Below are 17,081 nucleotides of genomic sequence, written 5' to 3' on the forward strand. Positions count from 1 at the left end.
GCGGACAGGGCCTCGTCCACCAGTTCCGCGTCGCCCGTGGAGTCGCCCCGGGCGTGCCAGGCGGTCAGGTCCAGCCGGAAACTCCGCCGCCAGGAGTCCTCGTCGGTGACGACCGTCGCCGCGGGCGGCGGGGAGGGCTCCGGCCGCACCGTGCGCGGTGTGGCGGTCGTCAGGTCCACCGCGCCCAGGCAGAGGGCGAACATGACCGCCGAGACCAGGACCGGCCGCCCGGGTACGGTGCCGCGTCCGCTGACCCGTACCACCGTGGGGTCGGGCGGCCGGAACCCGTCGGGGACGGCGGCCGCCCGGTCGAGCGCGTCCTCGGGGTCGGCCGCCCCGGCGGACCGCAGCAGGTCCGCGGCCTCCTCCCGGGGTAGCGCCTCCACCCGCAGCAGGGCGTATGCCGCACGGGACGCCGTGTCGAGCCCCCTCAGGGACGCCAGGGCCCGTTCGAGGTGACCGGCGCCGCCCGCGGGGGAGACCCGCAGCCCGGCCGGGCCGCGCGGACGGCGCGCACGCAGCGCCCGGCGCAGCACTCGGCGGCGTACCCGGGGGTACTCGTGCGCGCGCGGGTTGCGCCGCCCCCACGGCAGGGCGTCGGAGACCAACCGGTGCGACCAGGGCAGGAGGTCGTGCGCGGGGGACCGTCCGGACAGGGTGAGGAGGGCGAGCAGGACCAGGTTCCGGTAGGGGTCGCGGGGCAGGGGGCGCTCCGCCGGTTCGGTCACGGACATCGGTGCTCCTCGGGATCGTTCCGAACGACCCTAGGGACACCGGTCCGCCCACACGGAGAGAACGCCGATATCCGTCACCTATGCCCCAAAAGTCCTGTACCGCAGGAGTTCCGGGACTTTCAGGACCACCCGTCCTCGAACCACCCTGCGCTCGCGGCCTCATCACGAGCACGGAGCCCCCGACATGGCACCCCCACCGGTGGTCATGGATGGTGACCGTCGCCGCCGTTCCGGGGGCTCGGGGTATCGCCTCGGTGGGGTCCCGCTTTCACATGTACGAACTCGTCCTGCGCCACGGCGTACCGGGATCGCGCGCCGCCCTCTTCCCGCTTTCCCGCTGTCGGCGGAAGGAACGATCGTCGGCGCCTCCACGACCCTGCTGGGGATGTCCCGCCACGGCCGTCGGGGCGGGCTGCCGCCCTGGACCCTGCTCACCCCCGGCGCCATCGCGTCCTTGCCCGCCAACGGCGCGGTGGCGGAGTTCCCATGCTGCGGTCGCGGACCATCTGTGCCTGGCCGTGCTTGGCGCTGATCGGTACGCACGAGCTGCTCATGTGCGATTTCCGCCCCACTGCCCGGAGTTACGCATCGCGTACGCACGTGGTCAGCAAGGTTTGCCAGGTACCGAAGCCAAACACGAGATCACCCCCGAGCCGTTCCCGCCGTTCCAACCCAGAGCATGGCAGTGGGTCGAAGAACAGGAGAGAGCGATCGGTGAGCTGCCGACCGCGAAGGCGATCGCCGGTCGGTTCGGCGGTAAGGAGAGCAGGGGAAGGTTGGACAAGGGGTGAGGGCTCCAGGGATGACATGCAGTGGCCGGAGACGGCCCCGATACCGTAGCCGATCGGTGTCGCCGGCCTGCCAGTCGGAACAGTGTCTGATTCAGTGAGCGCACGAGTCCGATGCTGGGATTCGGCTGTTCTTGGCGGACGGCCCGGTTGGAGAAGACGCTTCTCCGGAGTGACTCGAGGCCATCGGATTAGAAGTCCGCGTGATCCGTGCTGCCGTATGTCACTTCGTGCCGTTTCGTGTCACTCCATCCGATCCGTCGTGCCGTCTGGGGCCGTGTGATGCCGTCGGCTGTCGTGTCAGTACGGAACTGCGGAGCATAAACGGAGCACAAACCGTGGGCAGGCGGCGTCCGATGGCATCTCGCGAGGTCCTGCCTGCGCTCGAATGCCTGGCCTCTGTCAAAGGAGCTCACCGTTACCCTTTTGGTCGACTTCCCGGCCCCAAATTACCGCGATCAGGTGGAACCTTCGGTCGCTCTGTGTTTGCATAAGAGGTGCTGTTCTCCTTGACCACCCCCCCACTGAAGGGCCCACCGCATGCTCCCCGAGCCCCTTCTGGCCGCAGTAGCCGCAGGTGCAGGCGTCATCGCCCAGGCAGCCGGAACCGGCCTATGGCACAGTATCCTCCCCCGCATCGAGGAATGGTTCGCCCACCTGGGAGAACGACGCGCACGTGCGCTCAACGCACAGCTCGGTGCCACCAACGAAGCCCTGGAGGCCGCGCCCGAGGACGACTCTGCCAGGAAGGATGCCGAGGACGCTTGGAAAACCCGCCTCCAGGACGTCCTAATGGAGCTGGACGAAAGTGAACAGATCGAATTCGCTGGCCTCCTCACCCGGTTGCGGGACGAGGTCGACGCCGCCCGGTCCGCCGACCGGGCGTCAGCGGGTGACAACAGCGTGGCCGCTGGGGGGAACATCAACCTGAACGCCCGCGATAGCGCGGTCGCTGTCGTCCGCAACGAGGGCGGAATCCACGTAAACCCTCCTCAGCCGGGGCCGGACACCACGAAGTAGCCCCCCGCCCCGGGACTGCCCTTACCGTAGCTTGCGCCTCTGGCGCCACCGCTATCTCTGCTTCCGGCAGCGGACTGGCGATCGGCCAGAACAATACTTACACAGTCCACCATCACCAACCACACACCGCGCGCTGGCCCGTGGTGGTGGGTGTCGTGCCCAACGAATCCGACCACTACCAGAGCCGAGAGCTCTCCGATCGGCTCTTGCGTGCCTCCAGCGCGAGCCCGACCGTGGTGTTGGGCCAGGTACTGTCGGGAATAGGCGGAGTCGGTAAGACACAGCTTGCCGCCCACCACGCCAGACAGTTGCTGCACAATGGCGAGATCGACTTGCTCGTGTGGGCCCCCGCCTCCGAACGGATGTCCATCATCCACGCCTACGCGAATGCCGCCCATCGCGTTGTCGCCGGACAGGTCGACGACGCTCCCGAGCGGGCGGCCGAGCAGTTCCTCTCCTGGCTACAGACCACCGACAAACGGTGGCTGGTCGTCTTGGACAACGTGGACACCCCTGATGTCGTGCGCGGCTTGTGGCCACCAACCGTGACCACACCGCCCGGCCCTCACCAGGGCAGTCCACACAAAGGAATGCGTCGCTGGCGCTCGGTTCTGGGCAAAGGCCAGCAGCAGAACACCAGCGAGCCATCCCCTCATGGTCGGGTCCTGGTCACCAGCCGACGTATGGACACCGCCGTGGCCAGCCGAGGCCGCGAGTTCATCGAAGTCGACATCTACACCCCCGAAGAAGCTCGCGCCTACCTCACTCACGCCCTGGCCGACCTGCCCTCACCAACCAGCGTCGCGCAGCTCGACCAGCTCTCCGAAGAGCTTGGATACCTGCCTCTCGCCCTGGCCCACGCCGCCGCCTACATCCGTGACCGACGCACCAGCATCACCTGCACCAGCTACATCGAGCTCCTCCGAGACCGGCGCCGTAACGTGGCCCGGGTCTTCCCAGAGACAGAGAGCCTTCCCGACGATTACCCCCGGACCGTCGCCGCGACATGGACGGTTTCCATCGAGCACGCCGACACCCTCGCCCCTCGAGGGCTCGCCCAGCCCATGATGCGGATCATCAGCCTGCTCGACCCGGCAGGCATTCCTCTTCGAGTCCTGACCTGCGCACCGGCACGCGACCATCTACACCACTTTTGGGCCAAAGGCGAACCACTCACCGAACAAGACGCGAACGAGGCGCTTTCAGCGCTGGAGAGACTCAACCTCCTCGCCCGCACCGGGCAGGGAGACGACGCCTTGGTGACGGTGCACCGGCTGGTCCAACGCACCACGCGTGAGGCTCCCGAAACGCGCCCCGACCGCGACACTGCGCACACTGCCGCGGACGCCTTGGTGGAGGTGTGGTCGGAGTCTGCCCACGCCTCCCCTTATGGGCAGCAGTTACGTGCCAACACCACCGCCTTGGTCGAGCACACTGAGGCATGGCTGTGGGAGGACAAGGGACACGAGGTGTTGTTCCGAGCAGGAACGAGTCTGGGGGAGTCCGGAGCGGGTGCCCAGGCTGTCACCTACTGGCAGACGATGGCCTCAACTTCCGAGGCATATCTGGGCGCTCATCACCCTGACACCCTCACTGCGCGTGGCAGCCTTGCCTTCTGGCGGGGCGTGGCTGGGGATGCGGTCGGTGCTGTCCGTGCTTTGGAGGAGCTTCTTGGCGACCGCCGCCGTGTCCTGGGATCTGATCATCCTGACACCCTTGCTACGCGTGGCAGCCTCTCTATCTGGCGGGGCGCGGTCGGGGACGCGGTCGGCGCTGTCCACACTCTGGAGGAGCTCCTCGCTGATCGCCACCGTGTTCTCGGCCCTGACCACCCTGATACCGTCATCACGCGTGTCAATCTCGCTCACTGGCGAGGTAAAGCGGGGGACCCGGCTGGTGCTGTCCACGTCCTTGAGGAGCTCCTTCCCGACTGCCAACACGTTCTTGGCTCCGATCACCCCAGCACCCTCGCCACACGAGGCGGCCTTGCCCACTGGCTGGAAGCGGTGGGAGATACCGTCGGTGCTGCTCGTGCCCTGGAAGAGCTTCTTCCTGATCTGTCGCGCGTTCTCGGTTCCAACCACCCCGGCACCATTACCACACACGTCAACCTCGCCCTCTGCCGAGGCAAGACCGGGGATACGGTCGGGGCTGCTTATGCCTTGGAGGAGCTTCTTCCTGATCTGGCACGCGTTCTTGGCCCCGATCACCCCAGCACTCTCACCACCAAGGAAAGCCTTGCCCACTGGCGAGGCAAAGCTGGCCTCGATGGGCCTCGGTGAATCTCCGCAGGTCATCACGGTCACACCCAAGCACACTCCTCATACGCTTGTGAGGGGTTCGGGTTCTTACTGCGAACGACCTTTTGAGCCTGCATCCTCTGCCGTGCCAGAGCACAAAAACGACCGTTGTCCAGAAACACCAGCAGGGAAATCGAGTGATGAAACACCCCCCAGTATCGATCACCGCTGCTTCGGCACTACTGTTCCTTGCGACGGCTTGTTCCTTCTTTCCACAGGAGGAAAAAACTCGAATCCAGGTGAGCGTCGTCGGACTGCCCGCCGGGTACGTCGGTGACGTCGAGATCGTCGGGCCTGAGGGCTACGAGTCGACAACGGTTGAAGACTCTTACACCGACGAGGTACCCGCTGGCGATTACACTATCAACATCGGTCACGTCGAACTAGAGGATGCGACCACATACGCGCCCCAGGACTCCATTTCCTTGACGATCGAAGAAGGCGAGAATGAGGAGGTGGTCGTCGACTACAATATAACCATTCCAGAGACTACTACGGTTCTCAGTCAAGAGGATCCTGGGATCCGATCCATCGACGGCATCACAGTGACATTCGAAGCGGGGGTGGAAGGAACTGATGAAATCCAACCCGGACAAATCATCATCGGCCCTTCCGGTGTTGGCGAGAGCCAGTTGGTGGTGGGAGAGGTCACCAGGAGAGAAGACAGCGGAGAAGAGTTTTCTGTCGACATTAACCCACTTCGACTCGAAGAGGCACTTCCTGAAGGCATGGTCGTTTTTGAACAGGCCGAGGTGGATGATCAAAACGCGCCGCTGCGGCCGCCTATGGAGCCAAGCCCAGAGGAGCCAGAGTTCGAGATCGGCCTCTGGGGTCACCAGATAGGCCAGGAGTGGGACCGAGGCAACGGAAACGCCAATAGCTGTGTAGCGGAAATCCCGGCCCTCAAGTTCAGGCTTAACAACCTCGACGTGAATCCGGGAGGACACTATTCTTGGAGTGGCTGGGGTCAAGATGTTTCCGCGGACATGAGCTTCCGGTACGAGTCGAGCGTGGCCTTGGAAATCGAAGGACGCGTCGAAGCTAAGTGTACCCAGCAGTATGAAATGGGAGGGCTGAGCCTGGAGTCCGTATGCGACGGCAAGCTGATGACCGTCGTGAGGATCGTGAGCCGGGTCAGCCCAGCCTGCGACGTCTCTGTTTCCTTCAAGGCAAACGTCCACGGCGACCCTGGTGAGGTCAATGCTGTGATTCAAGGCGATGCCGTGTTCGACGTTCGCGGTGGAGTCGGAGAAGGCAGGGGGCCATGGAGCGAAATCCGAGAAAGTAGCTTCACGCCGACCACGGAAATGACCCTGCAGGGTCCAGGTTTGAGGAGCTCCCTCGAAGGCGCATTTGAGATCGCCCTTGGAGCCAATATCCTCGGCCTTGCCGAGGGAAAGGTGGGAGTCGAGGCCGCTTTGGCGCTCGAAACTTCCCCCGAGGAAGCCAAGGTTCCCGTCAAGGGCAAGCTCTTCCTGCGAAGTGATCTTTTCTTTGGAAATTGGCGCTCCGAGATTCCCATCGTCCAGTGGGAGAAAGATCTCACAGGAGGGGGGATCGAGTCGGAACCACAGAGCCCACCGGCTTCTTCCGAAGATGAGAACGAGGATACTGGTGCTCCTCAGGACATCACTGCAGCCGAAGCCGAGTCCTTGTTCTTGGAATGGCTGAACCAGGTTGGTGAAGGTGAAGTTGCGCACGTCGACCTGGAAGTCGTCAACGGAGGATTCTTTGAAATCGTTGATGGGAACACTCTGTACTACGAACCCCCGTCTGAATGTACCAACGCTTTCGATCCCGGCCCTCATTGCTTCCACCTAACGCTCAAGTTCCCTTACACGCTGCAACCCGACGGTTCGGATGTCGTGCGCATCAATGATTCGCTTCGCATTTCGCGCGCGAGTGGGAGGATGGGGTTCTACGTTGTTGAGTTCGAGGAGCCTTAGTACTCCAGCCGCACTTAGTGATCGATCAGGCGCTCCTGGCGTTGGTAGTGGCAGCGGCGAGCACGAGCCTGGTGACGGCGTCTCCACCGCGACCAGCGAACCCGGTGTGACCAGGGGTGATTGGGCCGGTGGTAGTGGGTGTGCAGTCGGCGGATCTCGTTGACGGTGAGTTCGATCAGCTCGCCCGGATCATGACCGCTTGATCCCTCATGCGGCGATCGTTCCTGCGGGCCGGGCCCCCTGTGTGGCCAGGCCCTCGGACTCCACGCCGATTGCCTCACCCCGTCCGGTCGGCGGATCGGCAGCGAGGAAGGCCAGGTGGGCATGGGCCACCATCGCCAGCGTGATGTGCCGGTACCAGGCGGTGTGCGTGCGGACCTGGTAGTGGTCCAAGCCCACCTCGTTCTTGGTCGCCTGGAAGCACTCCTCCACACTCCACCGGGCCCCGGCCACCCGCACCAGCTCGGGCAGGCTGACCGGGCGCATGGACCAGCAGCGGTGGAAGGCCACCTCGGCAGGGTCACTGACGAGCGGCGGGCCAGCACCCACTCGTACTCGCCGACCCCGACCCGGGCCCAGTCGTAGAACCGCTGCCCTTTGGCGCCCCGGCCACAGGAGTAGTGCTGCCAGGCGTTGGGCTCCAGGACCAGCAGGTGGTCGCAGGAGATGGCGAACACATGACTCAGCCCCCGGCTTCGGCAGCGCTCTCGCAGCCGGGTGTTGTCGCCGTAGGCCTCGTCGGCGGTGACCCGGGCGAAGGACAGCAGTGGGTCGTCGGCGCAGCGTTCGATCATCTGCCAGGCCAGTTCGGGCTTGGTCTCAATGTCTTGTACCGGGTGTGATGGAGACTCTGGCGTGTGCCGGGATGGCCTCCCGTCACCTGCTCTCGTGGTGGGCCCGGAAAGCATGACCACGCGGTCATCAGACCTATGACCAGTTGGTCATGGGCTTGCAGCCACAACCTCGCCACAGTGGGCGCATGGATGGATTCGAAGAGGGCACCCGTGCCCTGACAGGCCTCGTTAAAGGCAGGTGCCGCGATGGTGGCTGACCTGCTGACACAGGAGCTGGACCCGGAACGCTGGGGATTCAAGGCCGCGAGGCTGAGCGAGGCTGTGGGCCTGGGGCTTCCCGTACCTCCCGCGTTGTGCCTGCGAGCTGAGGACCTGGTTCGCGGAACGGCCGAAGCCGTCAGCGCGACGGCCACATGGCTGCGGCTATACCGGCCCCGACGGGTGGTACTCCGCACCAGCGCCCGAGAGGACCTGCCGGACAGCGCCCAGGCCGGACGGACGGTCTCCGTCCTGAACTGCCCGCCCGACGCCTCGGCGCTAGTGCGGGCAATCAGCCAAGACTTCGTCACCGAGCAGAACCTCAACGGGACCACCGGGGCCTGCGTGCTGGTCCAGGAGCAGGTCGACGCGCCTCTGTACGGCGTGGCGTTCTCTCGCGACCGTCGTGTGCTGATCGAGGCGGCCCGACGGCCGGACGGGGTGACAGCCGGCGAGGTTCCGCAGATCCGCGCCCGGGCCGAAAGCGAACGGCTCGCCGTCAACACGACCGGGCGAGCCGTCCCCAGCCTGATCCTCACCCGTCGCCTCCGCCGGGTGTGCCTGGTGCTGGCCGAACACTTCGGGTTCGACGCCGATATCGAGTGGGCGTGGACCGGTGCGACGGTGGTCGTGCTCCAGATCCGCCCCATCACGGGCGAGCCTCTGGAGTGGGCCTCATGAACGGCATGGGCAAGGCGGAAGCCCTCACCGTCCTGGAGCACCACGGTCTGCTCCGCATACCGGTGAAAGTCTTTCAGTATCCGACCTCGGTGACCAGTCGGCAGCTCCAGCAGCTCTTCGGCCGGGACACGCACCTCGTCGTACGCACGGCAGCAGACTCCGAGGAACGTAATCTCCCCCGCCGAGTCGGCGTGACGGCCGAGATCGCAGCGGAGTGGATCAACGCTCTTCCACCGACGCTGTCCGCACTGGTCCAGCCCTACGAGCAGGTGCTGTTCTCCGTGGAGCTGGCCGCCTACGAGGACCTGCACGTGGCCGAGGTCGTCCCCGGGATCTGGGAGCTGGACAACCGCCTGGCCCCGCTCGTTCTGCAGATCCGCAGTGACCGCGTCGACCTCACGGCCACCGATGATGAGTCCCAACGCGCACGGTTTCACGACCCTCACCACGGCCTGCACGAGCGCCCCGCGCGTGTCGACGACTGGCAACTCGCCACCGTGACGAAATGGATCAAGCACCACCACCGTGCCCTGAACGTCACGCTCACGGACCTGGGGCATCCCTTCGGGCTCAAGCTCCACTACTCCGCCCGCTTCGGCCTCTCCCCGCAGAACCTTCGCGGAACGGTTCCCGACTCCGACACCTGGCACGGCGGCGACCACCCATCGACCGTCGAGACAACCGTCGTGTCCTCCACCAACGAACCCATCCCCACCGGCCCAAAGCTGCTGAACGTGTCCATCGCCCGTGAGGACCACACCACGCTCACCACGTTCATCCATCGCCTGCGTGAGACGGGAACCCGTGAGGTCTTTCTCCGCTCAGGAGTGCTCTCCCACCTGGCCATCAATCTCCGCGAAGCCGGAATCACCGTGCGGAGCGCTCATGGGTGAGTTCTGGGTGATCGAGGGAATCGACGGCGCGGGCAAGAGCCACCTCCTGTCCCGCCTGGCCGACACCACCTGCGAGGCCGTCGTTCTCCGCAAGGACGATCGCCTCATGAGCGGCGATCGATGGGCCGACGGACGGCTTGCCGTGATGCACAGCCTCACCTGGGGATATGACCACGCCGAACCGGTGTGGAACTACCCCTCCCGGTACTGGCTGCCCACGTTGGCTGCCTGGTACGAGCTTTTCCACCACGTCCACGTGGCACCCGCTCTCACGGAGGGACGCCCGGTGGTCGTCGACGGCTGGTACTTCAAGCACCAGGCTCGGATGGCGCTCTCCGGGGATGAGCATCTGGTGGCCTTGGCCGCCCGGGTGTTCTCCGCCCTGCCCCAGCCGGACCAGGTGGTCAGGCTGTCCACGCCTCCCGACCTCGCCGCCACCCGCAGGTCGGGCAGCTCGAAGCCCTCCGAACACGGGGCCTTCGTCACCGGCCAGGCCGTGACGTCCGAACGGGACTTCACCGCCTACCAGACCCGTACCAGCCAGGTCTTGGACGAGTTCCTGCGGCGACACCCCGCCCGGGTTCACACCCTGGACGGCAGTGCTTCCCTCGAGGTGCTGCTGTCGCTACTCCGTGAGGAGACCGCCCCGTGAGTGTCACTGCGCCCGCGGCCGTCACCACTGAGGACCACACGATGGGGGAGCGGTTGGCCGACTACGTGTTCCCCAAGGTCCCCGTCGATCTCCTCGCCGCCACCGCGGGCCGCGCCTGGGTCTACCCCAACCGGTCCCTGTCCTTCCTCCTGGGTGGGGAGAAACGCCAGGGGAAGAGGTTCAACTGGCGTCGTCCCTACTTCACCGTTGCCGACCAGGTGCTGCACTGCGTGGTCCCTCCCGGGCGGGACTACACGCACCACTACACCCAACTGCTGCGCTCCGCCTGTGCCTTCACCGGTCTGGCCGCCGACGTCACCACCGAACCACCGGCCCCCGGCCAGGGCCTGGAGTTCGTCGACCACTGGCTTCCTGACAACCTGCCCGCACACGACCTGGCCGTCCTCGGCTACGTCGACCCTCTCTTCCACGGCCACACCACCGGCTGGACCCACCGGCCCGGGTTCGGCTGGCGCACTGCCCGCATCGGCTCAGCCACCGTCCTCCTCCTGGGCTGTGAGTTCAGCTTCTGGGGCGACCTCGCCGGAGACCTCGTCACCGCGCTCGTCGCACGCGGTCACACCACGAACGTCGTCTACGTCGGCAAGCTCGGCGGGCTACAACCGGACATGGTGCCCAACACCCTCATCGTCACCGGCACCACCACCCGCAGCGAAAACCGCACCCTCACCTGGGGTAGCTCACTGGACCTCAATGACGCCCCACCGACCCTCCGAACCGGGACACGGCACGTCACCGTCCCCAGCGTCATGGACGAGACCCGCGCCTGGTTCCGAGCCCACCGCGACGACTTCGACATCGTCGATCCCGAGATCGGTCACATGGCCCGCGCCGCCCACACCGCCGGCGTGTCCTTCGACTACCTGCACATTGTCACCGACAACCTCAACGGCACCTACGAACACGGCCTGTACGCCGAACGCAGCGCCCCCGTCGCCACCCGGCGACGCCGCTGCCTACGCGACATCGAGGCCATCCTGCACCGGAGCCTGACATGAACCTCACCGCACCCGTCACCTTCCTCGGGCTGGACTGGAGCACTCCGGACACCCCGCGCCTGCGCACCACCGACCCCACCAACCCGAACGGCAGCCTCCTCCACCCCCTCCTGGGCGAGCACACCTTCTGCATCGACGGCTCTCAGCGCCGCTGCGTTGGCTGGTTCGACCTCACCGGGACCGAAGGCGGGCACGTGCGCTGCCGCACCGACGAGATCGTCACCAGGGGAAGGCAATGTCGCCGCTGCCAGTACAAGGAGGGGTTCATCGCCGCTCACCGAGCCCACCGAGACTCCGCCGCCCTGCCCGAGAACATTCGCGACTACCTACAGCAACCTCACTGGCTCTACCTGGACGTCTTCGCCAAGGGCATGACCAAGGTCGGCACCGCCGCCGAGTCACGCCGTCGCAGTCGCCTGGCCGAGCAGGGCCCTGTCGCCGCCGTCTACGTCGCCCGCACCCCCGACGGCATGACGATCCGCGCCCTGGAGTCCGCCGTCTCCCAACACTTCGGACTGCCCCAGCAGGTGCCGACCCGCCGCAAGATCCTCGGCCTCCGAGAAACGGTGGATACCGCGGCCCTCACCACCCGGATCACCGATCTCGCCACCCAGGTCGCCTCCTACCTGGACAAGCTCGCCATCGATCAGCCTGGCATTGAGCTCTTCAGCGACCCCGAACTCTGGGTGCGGCCCGCGTGCGCCACCACCGTCTTCGAGGCCGCCCCCGTCCTGGCCTACCCCGCCGACCTCACCCAGGGCACTCACCACCTCCACATCACCTGTGCCAGCGGCCCCGTCGCGCTCTTCACCACCGACCCCGAGCCGCACACCGACGCGGCCCGCTACTGCGCCGACCTGACCAAGCTCATCGGCCGCCGCCTCACCCCCGCCACCCCCGAAGACACAACCACCAGCGCCCCCCCCCTCTTCTGACCCCGGAAAGGCACCTGTGGACGACGACACCCTGCGCGAGATCTGCACCTTCTGCTGTGAAGTCGAAGGCGGCGGCGACTCCAACCTCTTCTACGACCTCGGCCTGGCCCGCACTCGCGGCGACTACGTGCTCCACGAAACCGAGCACTTCGTCGTCATGCCGTGCATCGGGGCCCTGACCGACTGGTACCTGCTCATCGTCTCCAAACGCCACACCCTGTCCGTGGGCTGGCTCGACGACGCCGAACGCGCCGACCTGCGCACCCTCATCCCCCAGGTCACCGACCTCATCCGCAGGCGCAGCGGCCTCGACAGCCTCGTCTTCGAACACGGTAGCTTCAACTTCCGCGACAAGGGCGGCACCTGCTACGACCACACCCACATCCACGTCGTGGCCACCGACCGCGACCACCACGCCTTCCTCGACCAGATCCCCGCACCCATCACCATGCGCCCGTGCACCGACTGGATCGACGCCGCTCGCCACCTGGTGAACGACCAACACCGCTCCTACCTCGCCCTCGGCGCCCCCGGCCAGGACTGGATCGGCACCGCCACCGGGGCACCCTCCCAGTTCTTCCGCCGCTGCCTCGCCTCATGGATCGGCGCAGAGGAAGGCGAATGGGACTGGCTCACCTTTCCCCAGACCGACCGCGTCCACCGAATGAGCACCCTGCTCATCACCGGATGACCCACACCCACCCACATGCGGTACCCGCCGTACCGGGCCGCGGAGCGAGCGCGGGGCGTCGGCGTAGTCTGGGGCGCGTGGTCCACACCGAGGAGTTCGCCAAGCGCGCGACCCGCGCCGTCCACACCGCCGCGCACACCCTGGGCATAGCCTCACCAACGGAACCCGAACTGATCCGGGCCGGGGAACGCGCCGTCTTCCGCCTCGGCGGCGGCACGGTCATCGGCCGGGTCGAGCGCTCCGCAGCCCGGTGGAAGGAAGCCGACCGGGAGGTCCGCGCCGCCCGCTGGCTCGCCGACCAGGGCCTGCCGGTGAGCGCACCCCTACCCGGAGACCAACCCCTCCTGGTAGAGGACACCGCCGTCACCTTCTGGCAGGGGGTGGACGGGGAGTGGACCGTGCCCAAGGAACTCGCGGCCCTGCTGCGGACCCTGCACAACCTCACCCCACCACCCGATCTCCACCTACCCGAGCTGGACCCCTTCGACCGCGTCACCGAACGCATCGACGCCGCACACCGGCTCACCACAGCCCAGCGCGACCAACTCCACGCGGTCCACCACGACCTGGCCACACGCCTTCCCATCGTCACACCTGTGCTCGGCCGCCACGTCATCCACGGGGACGCCAACATCGGCAACGTGCTCGCCACCGACCACGGAGTAGTGCTCTTCGACCTGGACGGCATCTGCTGGGGGCCACCCGAATGGGACCTGGTCCTGACCGCCCTGTACCGGGACCTGGGCTGGCACACCGAGGCCGAGTACGCCGACTTCTGCGATGCCTACGGGTTCGACGTGACCACTTGGGACGGTTATCCCCTCTACAAGGCGGTCCGGGAACTACGCATGACCACTTGGCTCGCGCAGAAGGGCGGAGAGAGCCCCGAGATCAACGCCGAAATCGACCAGCGCATCACCGACCTGGCCTACCCCGAACACCCCCGGACCTGGCACCCCTACTGACCCGAGACCACCACGGAACCAGCCTGGCGGAGGAACCGCGCCGCCTCGGGCTGGTCACGGTAGGGCAGAACCCTCTTCGCGAAGTCGTCCAGATAGCCGACGCACCGCGCGGAGGAGGTCGCCCGAACCTGAGGAATCACCCGCGTGCCCAGGTGCACCGCCTCCTCCACCTCGCCTTGCCCGAGCACGGCCGTGGCCAGGACTATGCGCGTGAAAACCCGACTGCGCGCGTAGTCGTCCCCCGTCGACGCGGCGAGGCTCTGCTCGGCCAGGCGTCGGGCCACATGCGCGTGTCCCAGATCCCGGTGGCAGTGCGCGACTTCGTCGGAGTACTCGGAGTGGTCGAAGTAGCCGATCCACTCCGGATCCAGGCCAGGCCGACGCCGCCCGAACTCCCGCTCCGCCTCGCTCATCGCGCGAAAACAGTCGCTCTTGTCCCGGCGGGCCGCGTGGGCGCGCGCCTCCATCATCAGGAACTGCGCGCGCATGGTCGCCGTCGCACGGTCCCCGGCTCCGGTCAGGGCGGCCCGCGCCAGGTCCCGGGCCTCGCGGTGCGCGCCCAGGTAGTTGGCCTGGTGACTCATCGCCGACAGCACACTCGCGCCCAGGAGCCGATCCTCGGCGTGGGCGGCGAGGTCCAGGGCCTGGACGAAGTACCGTCGAGCCGCGCCGTTGCGCTGGGCGTCATAGGACATCCAGGCGACGGAGAGCACGAACTCCGCCGCGACCGCGAACAACGGCCGTTGAACTGCTTCAGGGCGAGTCTGCCGGAGCAGCGGGACGACCGTACCGTTGAGGTAGTGCACGGCGGTGGTGCGCGCGTTGTCTCCACCGAACCTGTTGTCCAAGGAAGCGAACGCCGCGGTGGCGGCACGGATCGCGACCACGGGCCCCTTGTCCGGCACAGGTTCCCCAGCGGGTGAGGACGCGTCCTGTACGAGCCAGGCGAGCACGGCGGAACTGACCGCCGAGGCCTCGGCGTCGTTCTCCAGGCCGGGTGCGCCTTGGGTATCCGCGCGCGTCAGACGCTCCAGAACGGCCGCTGCCTCGTCACCGGAGTCGTTCAGGTCCAGAGCGAGATCGGCAGGAACACACATCAGGTCGGGCGCGGGGATGTCGTATCCCTCAGTGATGCCTTCGAAGGCATGGTGGATTGTGTCGGGCCTGCGGAGTTCCCGGATCCCCTTCAGGACGCGGGAGACCATGGCCTGCGACAGGTCACACATCCGCGCGATGGCGTCCTGAGACAACAGGGTTTGCCTCAGCAGCAGTCGGATCAGCGCGTTGGCGTCCTCCTCGCCCACGGCTCGCTGCACCTCGGGAATGCGCCAGAACCGGACCGGAACGCACGAGCAGGCGCCAGTCCGTCGGTTTCGACCGCAGTTTCCGCAGAACACGGGTACGCCTTCCGCTCGGCTCTTCGGGGCGGGTGGGTGACACCGAAGCCTACGGGCGCCACCGCACGACAAGCCATGACCGGCTTTTCCTNNNGTCCGCTCCGTCATGGAGATGTCAGGGGTTTCTCCGGACAGTGAGTACATGAACATGACACCGCATGTCTCACTCGCCCTGGCCTGCTGTTTCTCGGCGGAGAACTGATGTCGTCACCTTACCTTCTCGTATTCCTCCGGTTTCGGGTAAAGGGGTCTTGTTGCCCCGACGTATCAGCTACGACGACCCGAACAAATCAGGACTTCTGTGCGGTTCCGACACCGCTCATCTGTCCCCCGCTCGCCGCTGGGCGGCACAGGTCACCCGGACCACGCCGTCCGCCGCATACCCTCTGGTCGCCTCCCTGGCCGAGCTTCACACGAACGCCCTGCGACACAGCGCTTCGGGGCTGTCGGGCGGGCATGTGCGAATCGAGGTCGAACGGTGCTGCCTCCTCTTCCTCCTGCACGTGACCGACGATGGGCCGCGGCCAGGAGTCGCACCAACCGTTCCTGCGCCGAACTTCTATGCCCCGACAGAGGGAGCGAGCCCCCAACTGGCCGAGTGCGGTTACGGCCTGGCCGTGGTCGAAGCGATGGCCCTGTGCTGGGACTTCTCCAGGGGATCCGGCGGCGAGTTGACCGTCAGCGCGGCCTTCGACCGGTCCGGGCGCACTCATACCAGATGATCGGCGAATAGTCGTTGGGGCAGACGCCCCCTGTTATTTGTGGCGGGGGTTAAAGATTCTCGTCCACCCAAGCGACCATCGACCAGCCCTGACCAGGGTGGATGGCCATTCCCCGCATTGACGGGTGGATTGTGTCTATACGTGCGGGTTTGTGCGTGAGAAGCGCAGTTCTGAGGGTGCGTGATCTCGGGGCCATCGACACTCACGCCGACCCCCAAGGGCAAGGTTCAGTCTCGTCTCGGGGCTGGTGAAGAAGAGAAGAAGGGGTGCCCCAGGCTGGTGCGGCAAACACCTACCTGGGGCGTGATTCCCACCTGATACCGCAGGAGGAAATCGTGGAGAAGTCTATCGGGCGACACCGCAAACGCCGTCAAGGATGGAGCGAACACGTGCGCTGGATGCTCGGCGCGGTGCTGGCCGCCGTGTTCTGCGGCCCGACAAGCCGCAGCGTCTGGCCACCGCCGGAACCCGAGGTACAGCGACCGCGCCCAGAGGGGTGTGCTCGAGCAGAGCGGGAAGCCGCCTCGAGGCCGCCAGCGGGTGGGAAGTCCAGTCTGGCTTCGCGCACCGACGCAGAGAGCGGGGCTGACGGGGGTGCGGCTGTGGTGCCGCGTCAGCGGAACCCGTACACCGGTCGGAATGGGTGGTGTGTGGACGACAACGGGGCGCGCGGGGTGCGCCCCTACCTTGCCCGAGCGGAGGAACGCTTCCTCCCCGGCCGTACCGAAGTGCCTGTAGGGGTTGGTCACGTCGACCTCCTGGCCGTCGTTCACGAGCCAGCACCCGTGCCCGCTCCCGCTCCGGTTCCCGAGGGCGGCGGGGAGGGTGAGTTCGCTGAGCTGGCCCGCCTCGTACGCGATTGGCAGGCCATGACCTCCTGATCGGTGGGAGTGAGCTCCTCTGGGTGGTGCCGACCGTGCTCGTGGTCGGCACCACCCCGAGGATTGTTCTTCGTTCTCGTCCTGGTATTGCAGGTCGGCCGTGTGCTATCGAAAGGGCTCAGGAAGAGGAGAATTCTGGAATGGTTTCGGGTGTTTATCGCGCCTGCCCGGGAGGGGTTGCTGAACCCAGAGTGAACACGATTTGAACCAGGGCCAACGGGTGGGCCGTTACCGGGGCCGTCGGGTGGGCCGGTTGTGGCTGGCCCACCCCTCCAGCGATATCTTCGCAGGTCATATGGGGTTCAAGTGGACCAATGCGTGTCCAGACTCATACCCAAGTGGGTAGTCCTGGTCGCGTAGGCGGGCGGGGCCGCCCGCGGCGAGCGCGTGGCGGCCCCGCCCGCA

General features: G+C 66.4%; 14 protein-coding genes and 2 pseudogenes. 12 read left to right on the top strand and 4 right to left on the bottom strand.

Annotated features, from left to right (window positions below; genetic code table 11):
- Positions 1-734, bottom strand: a pseudogene (locus tag D471_RS0125105) (hypothetical protein); the annotation flags it as partial.
- Between the two features lie 614 nt (positions 735-1,348).
- On the opposite strand from D471_RS0125105, the gene D471_RS42060 reads away from it, so the two are divergent.
- The 4 genes from D471_RS42060 (at position 1,349) to D471_RS0125125 (ending at position 6,788) form a co-directional block, all read left to right on the top strand.
- Positions 1,349-1,525, top strand: a complete 177-nt coding sequence (locus D471_RS42060) for a hypothetical protein (RefSeq protein WP_241479708.1) — start codon at positions 1,349-1,351, stop codon at positions 1,523-1,525.
- A gap of 537 nt (positions 1,526-2,062) precedes the next feature.
- Positions 2,063-2,542, top strand: coding sequence for a hypothetical protein (locus D471_RS0125110; protein ID WP_017601167.1), 480 nt, complete (start codon positions 2,063-2,065; stop codon positions 2,540-2,542).
- A gap of 155 nt (positions 2,543-2,697) precedes the next feature.
- The gene (locus D471_RS39725) at positions 2,698-4,824 is read left to right on the top strand and encodes a tetratricopeptide repeat protein (protein WP_152486446.1); all 2,127 of its coding nucleotides are present in this window, start codon (positions 2,698-2,700) and stop codon (positions 4,822-4,824) included.
- A gap of 257 nt (positions 4,825-5,081) precedes the next feature.
- On the top strand, positions 5,082-6,788 hold the full coding sequence (locus tag D471_RS0125125) for a hypothetical protein (protein ID WP_017601170.1): 1,707 nt from the start codon (positions 5,082-5,084) through the stop codon (positions 6,786-6,788).
- Between the two features lie 207 nt (positions 6,789-6,995).
- Here the strand turns inward: D471_RS0125125 and D471_RS42665 are convergent, their stop codons facing one another.
- Both D471_RS42665 and D471_RS42670 read right to left on the bottom strand, forming a co-directional pair.
- Positions 6,996-7,298, bottom strand: a complete 303-nt coding sequence (locus D471_RS42665) for a hypothetical protein (RefSeq protein ID WP_017601171.1) — start codon at positions 7,296-7,298, stop codon at positions 6,996-6,998.
- A gap of 83 nt (positions 7,299-7,381) precedes the next feature.
- Positions 7,382-7,696 (bottom strand): annotated as a pseudogene (locus D471_RS42670) (transposase); the annotation flags it as partial.
- Between the two features lie 132 nt (positions 7,697-7,828).
- Between D471_RS42670 and D471_RS0125135 the strand changes: the two are divergent.
- From D471_RS0125135 to D471_RS0125165, 7 genes are all read left to right on the top strand, one after another.
- Positions 7,829-8,521 carry a hypothetical protein gene (locus tag D471_RS0125135; RefSeq protein WP_017601172.1) on the top strand — a complete coding sequence of 231 codons (693 nt, stop codon included), beginning with the start codon at positions 7,829-7,831 and terminating at the stop codon, positions 8,519-8,521.
- Between the two features lie 5 nt (positions 8,522-8,526).
- Entirely contained in the window at positions 8,527-9,414 is an 888-nt protein-coding gene (locus tag D471_RS0125140) for a hypothetical protein (RefSeq protein ID WP_241479709.1), read from the top strand.
- On the top strand, positions 9,407-10,066 hold the full coding sequence (locus tag D471_RS0125145; protein WP_017601174.1) for a dTMP kinase: 660 nt from the start codon (positions 9,407-9,409) through the stop codon (positions 10,064-10,066). Before D471_RS0125140 ends, D471_RS0125145 begins: the two co-directional genes overlap by 8 nt.
- Positions 10,063-11,085: a hypothetical protein gene (locus tag D471_RS0125150; RefSeq protein WP_017601175.1), complete on the top strand. Its 1,023-nt coding sequence runs from the start codon at positions 10,063-10,065 to the stop codon at positions 11,083-11,085. Before D471_RS0125145 ends, D471_RS0125150 begins: the two co-directional genes overlap by 4 nt.
- Positions 11,082-12,020 carry a DUF2797 domain-containing protein gene (locus D471_RS0125155; protein WP_017601176.1) on the top strand — a complete coding sequence of 313 codons (939 nt, stop codon included), beginning with the start codon at positions 11,082-11,084 and terminating at the stop codon, positions 12,018-12,020. The genes D471_RS0125150 and D471_RS0125155 overlap by 4 nt, the downstream gene beginning before the upstream one ends.
- A gap of 16 nt (positions 12,021-12,036) precedes the next feature.
- Positions 12,037-12,711 carry an HIT family protein gene (locus D471_RS0125160; protein WP_017601177.1) on the top strand — a complete coding sequence of 225 codons (675 nt, stop codon included), beginning with the start codon at positions 12,037-12,039 and terminating at the stop codon, positions 12,709-12,711.
- 77 nt (positions 12,712-12,788) lie between these two features.
- Positions 12,789-13,676, top strand: coding sequence for a phosphotransferase enzyme family protein (locus tag D471_RS0125165; RefSeq protein ID WP_017601178.1), 888 nt, complete (start codon positions 12,789-12,791; stop codon positions 13,674-13,676).
- Here the strand turns inward: D471_RS0125165 and D471_RS0125170 are convergent.
- Entirely contained in the window at positions 13,670-14,992 is a 1,323-nt protein-coding gene (locus tag D471_RS0125170) for a hypothetical protein (RefSeq protein ID WP_026128058.1), read from the bottom strand. The two genes, D471_RS0125165 and D471_RS0125170, sit on opposite strands and share 7 nt — an antisense overlap.
- Before the next feature lie 239 nt (positions 14,993-15,231).
- On the opposite strand from D471_RS0125170, the gene D471_RS38735 reads away from it, so the two are divergent.
- On the top strand, positions 15,232-15,795 hold the full coding sequence (locus D471_RS38735; protein WP_083924324.1) for an ATP-binding protein: 564 nt from the start codon (positions 15,232-15,234) through the stop codon (positions 15,793-15,795).
- The last annotated feature ends 1,286 nt before the right edge of the window (positions 15,796-17,081 follow it).

The organism is Nocardiopsis lucentensis DSM 44048 (genome assembly GCF_000341125.1).
Lineage (GTDB): Bacteria > Actinomycetota > Actinomycetes > Streptosporangiales > Streptosporangiaceae > Nocardiopsis > Nocardiopsis lucentensis.

Coding starts and splice junctions, on each gene's coding strand:
- D471_RS0125140 (WP_241479709.1), top strand. CDS start 8,527: ATGGGCAAGGCGGAAGCCCTCACCGTCCTGGAGCACCACGGTCTGCTC.
- D471_RS0125155 (WP_017601176.1), top strand. CDS start 11,082: ATGAACCTCACCGCACCCGTCACCTTCCTCGGGCTGGACTGGAGCACT.
- D471_RS38735 (WP_083924324.1), top strand. CDS start 15,232: ATGTCTCACTCGCCCTGGCCTGCTGTTTCTCGGCGGAGAACTGATGTC.
- D471_RS0125135 (WP_017601172.1), top strand. CDS start 7,829: ATGGTGGCTGACCTGCTGACACAGGAGCTGGACCCGGAACGCTGGGGA.
- D471_RS0125145 (WP_017601174.1), top strand. CDS start 9,407: ATGGGTGAGTTCTGGGTGATCGAGGGAATCGACGGCGCGGGCAAGAGC.
- D471_RS0125110 (WP_017601167.1), top strand. CDS start 2,063: ATGCTCCCCGAGCCCCTTCTGGCCGCAGTAGCCGCAGGTGCAGGCGTC.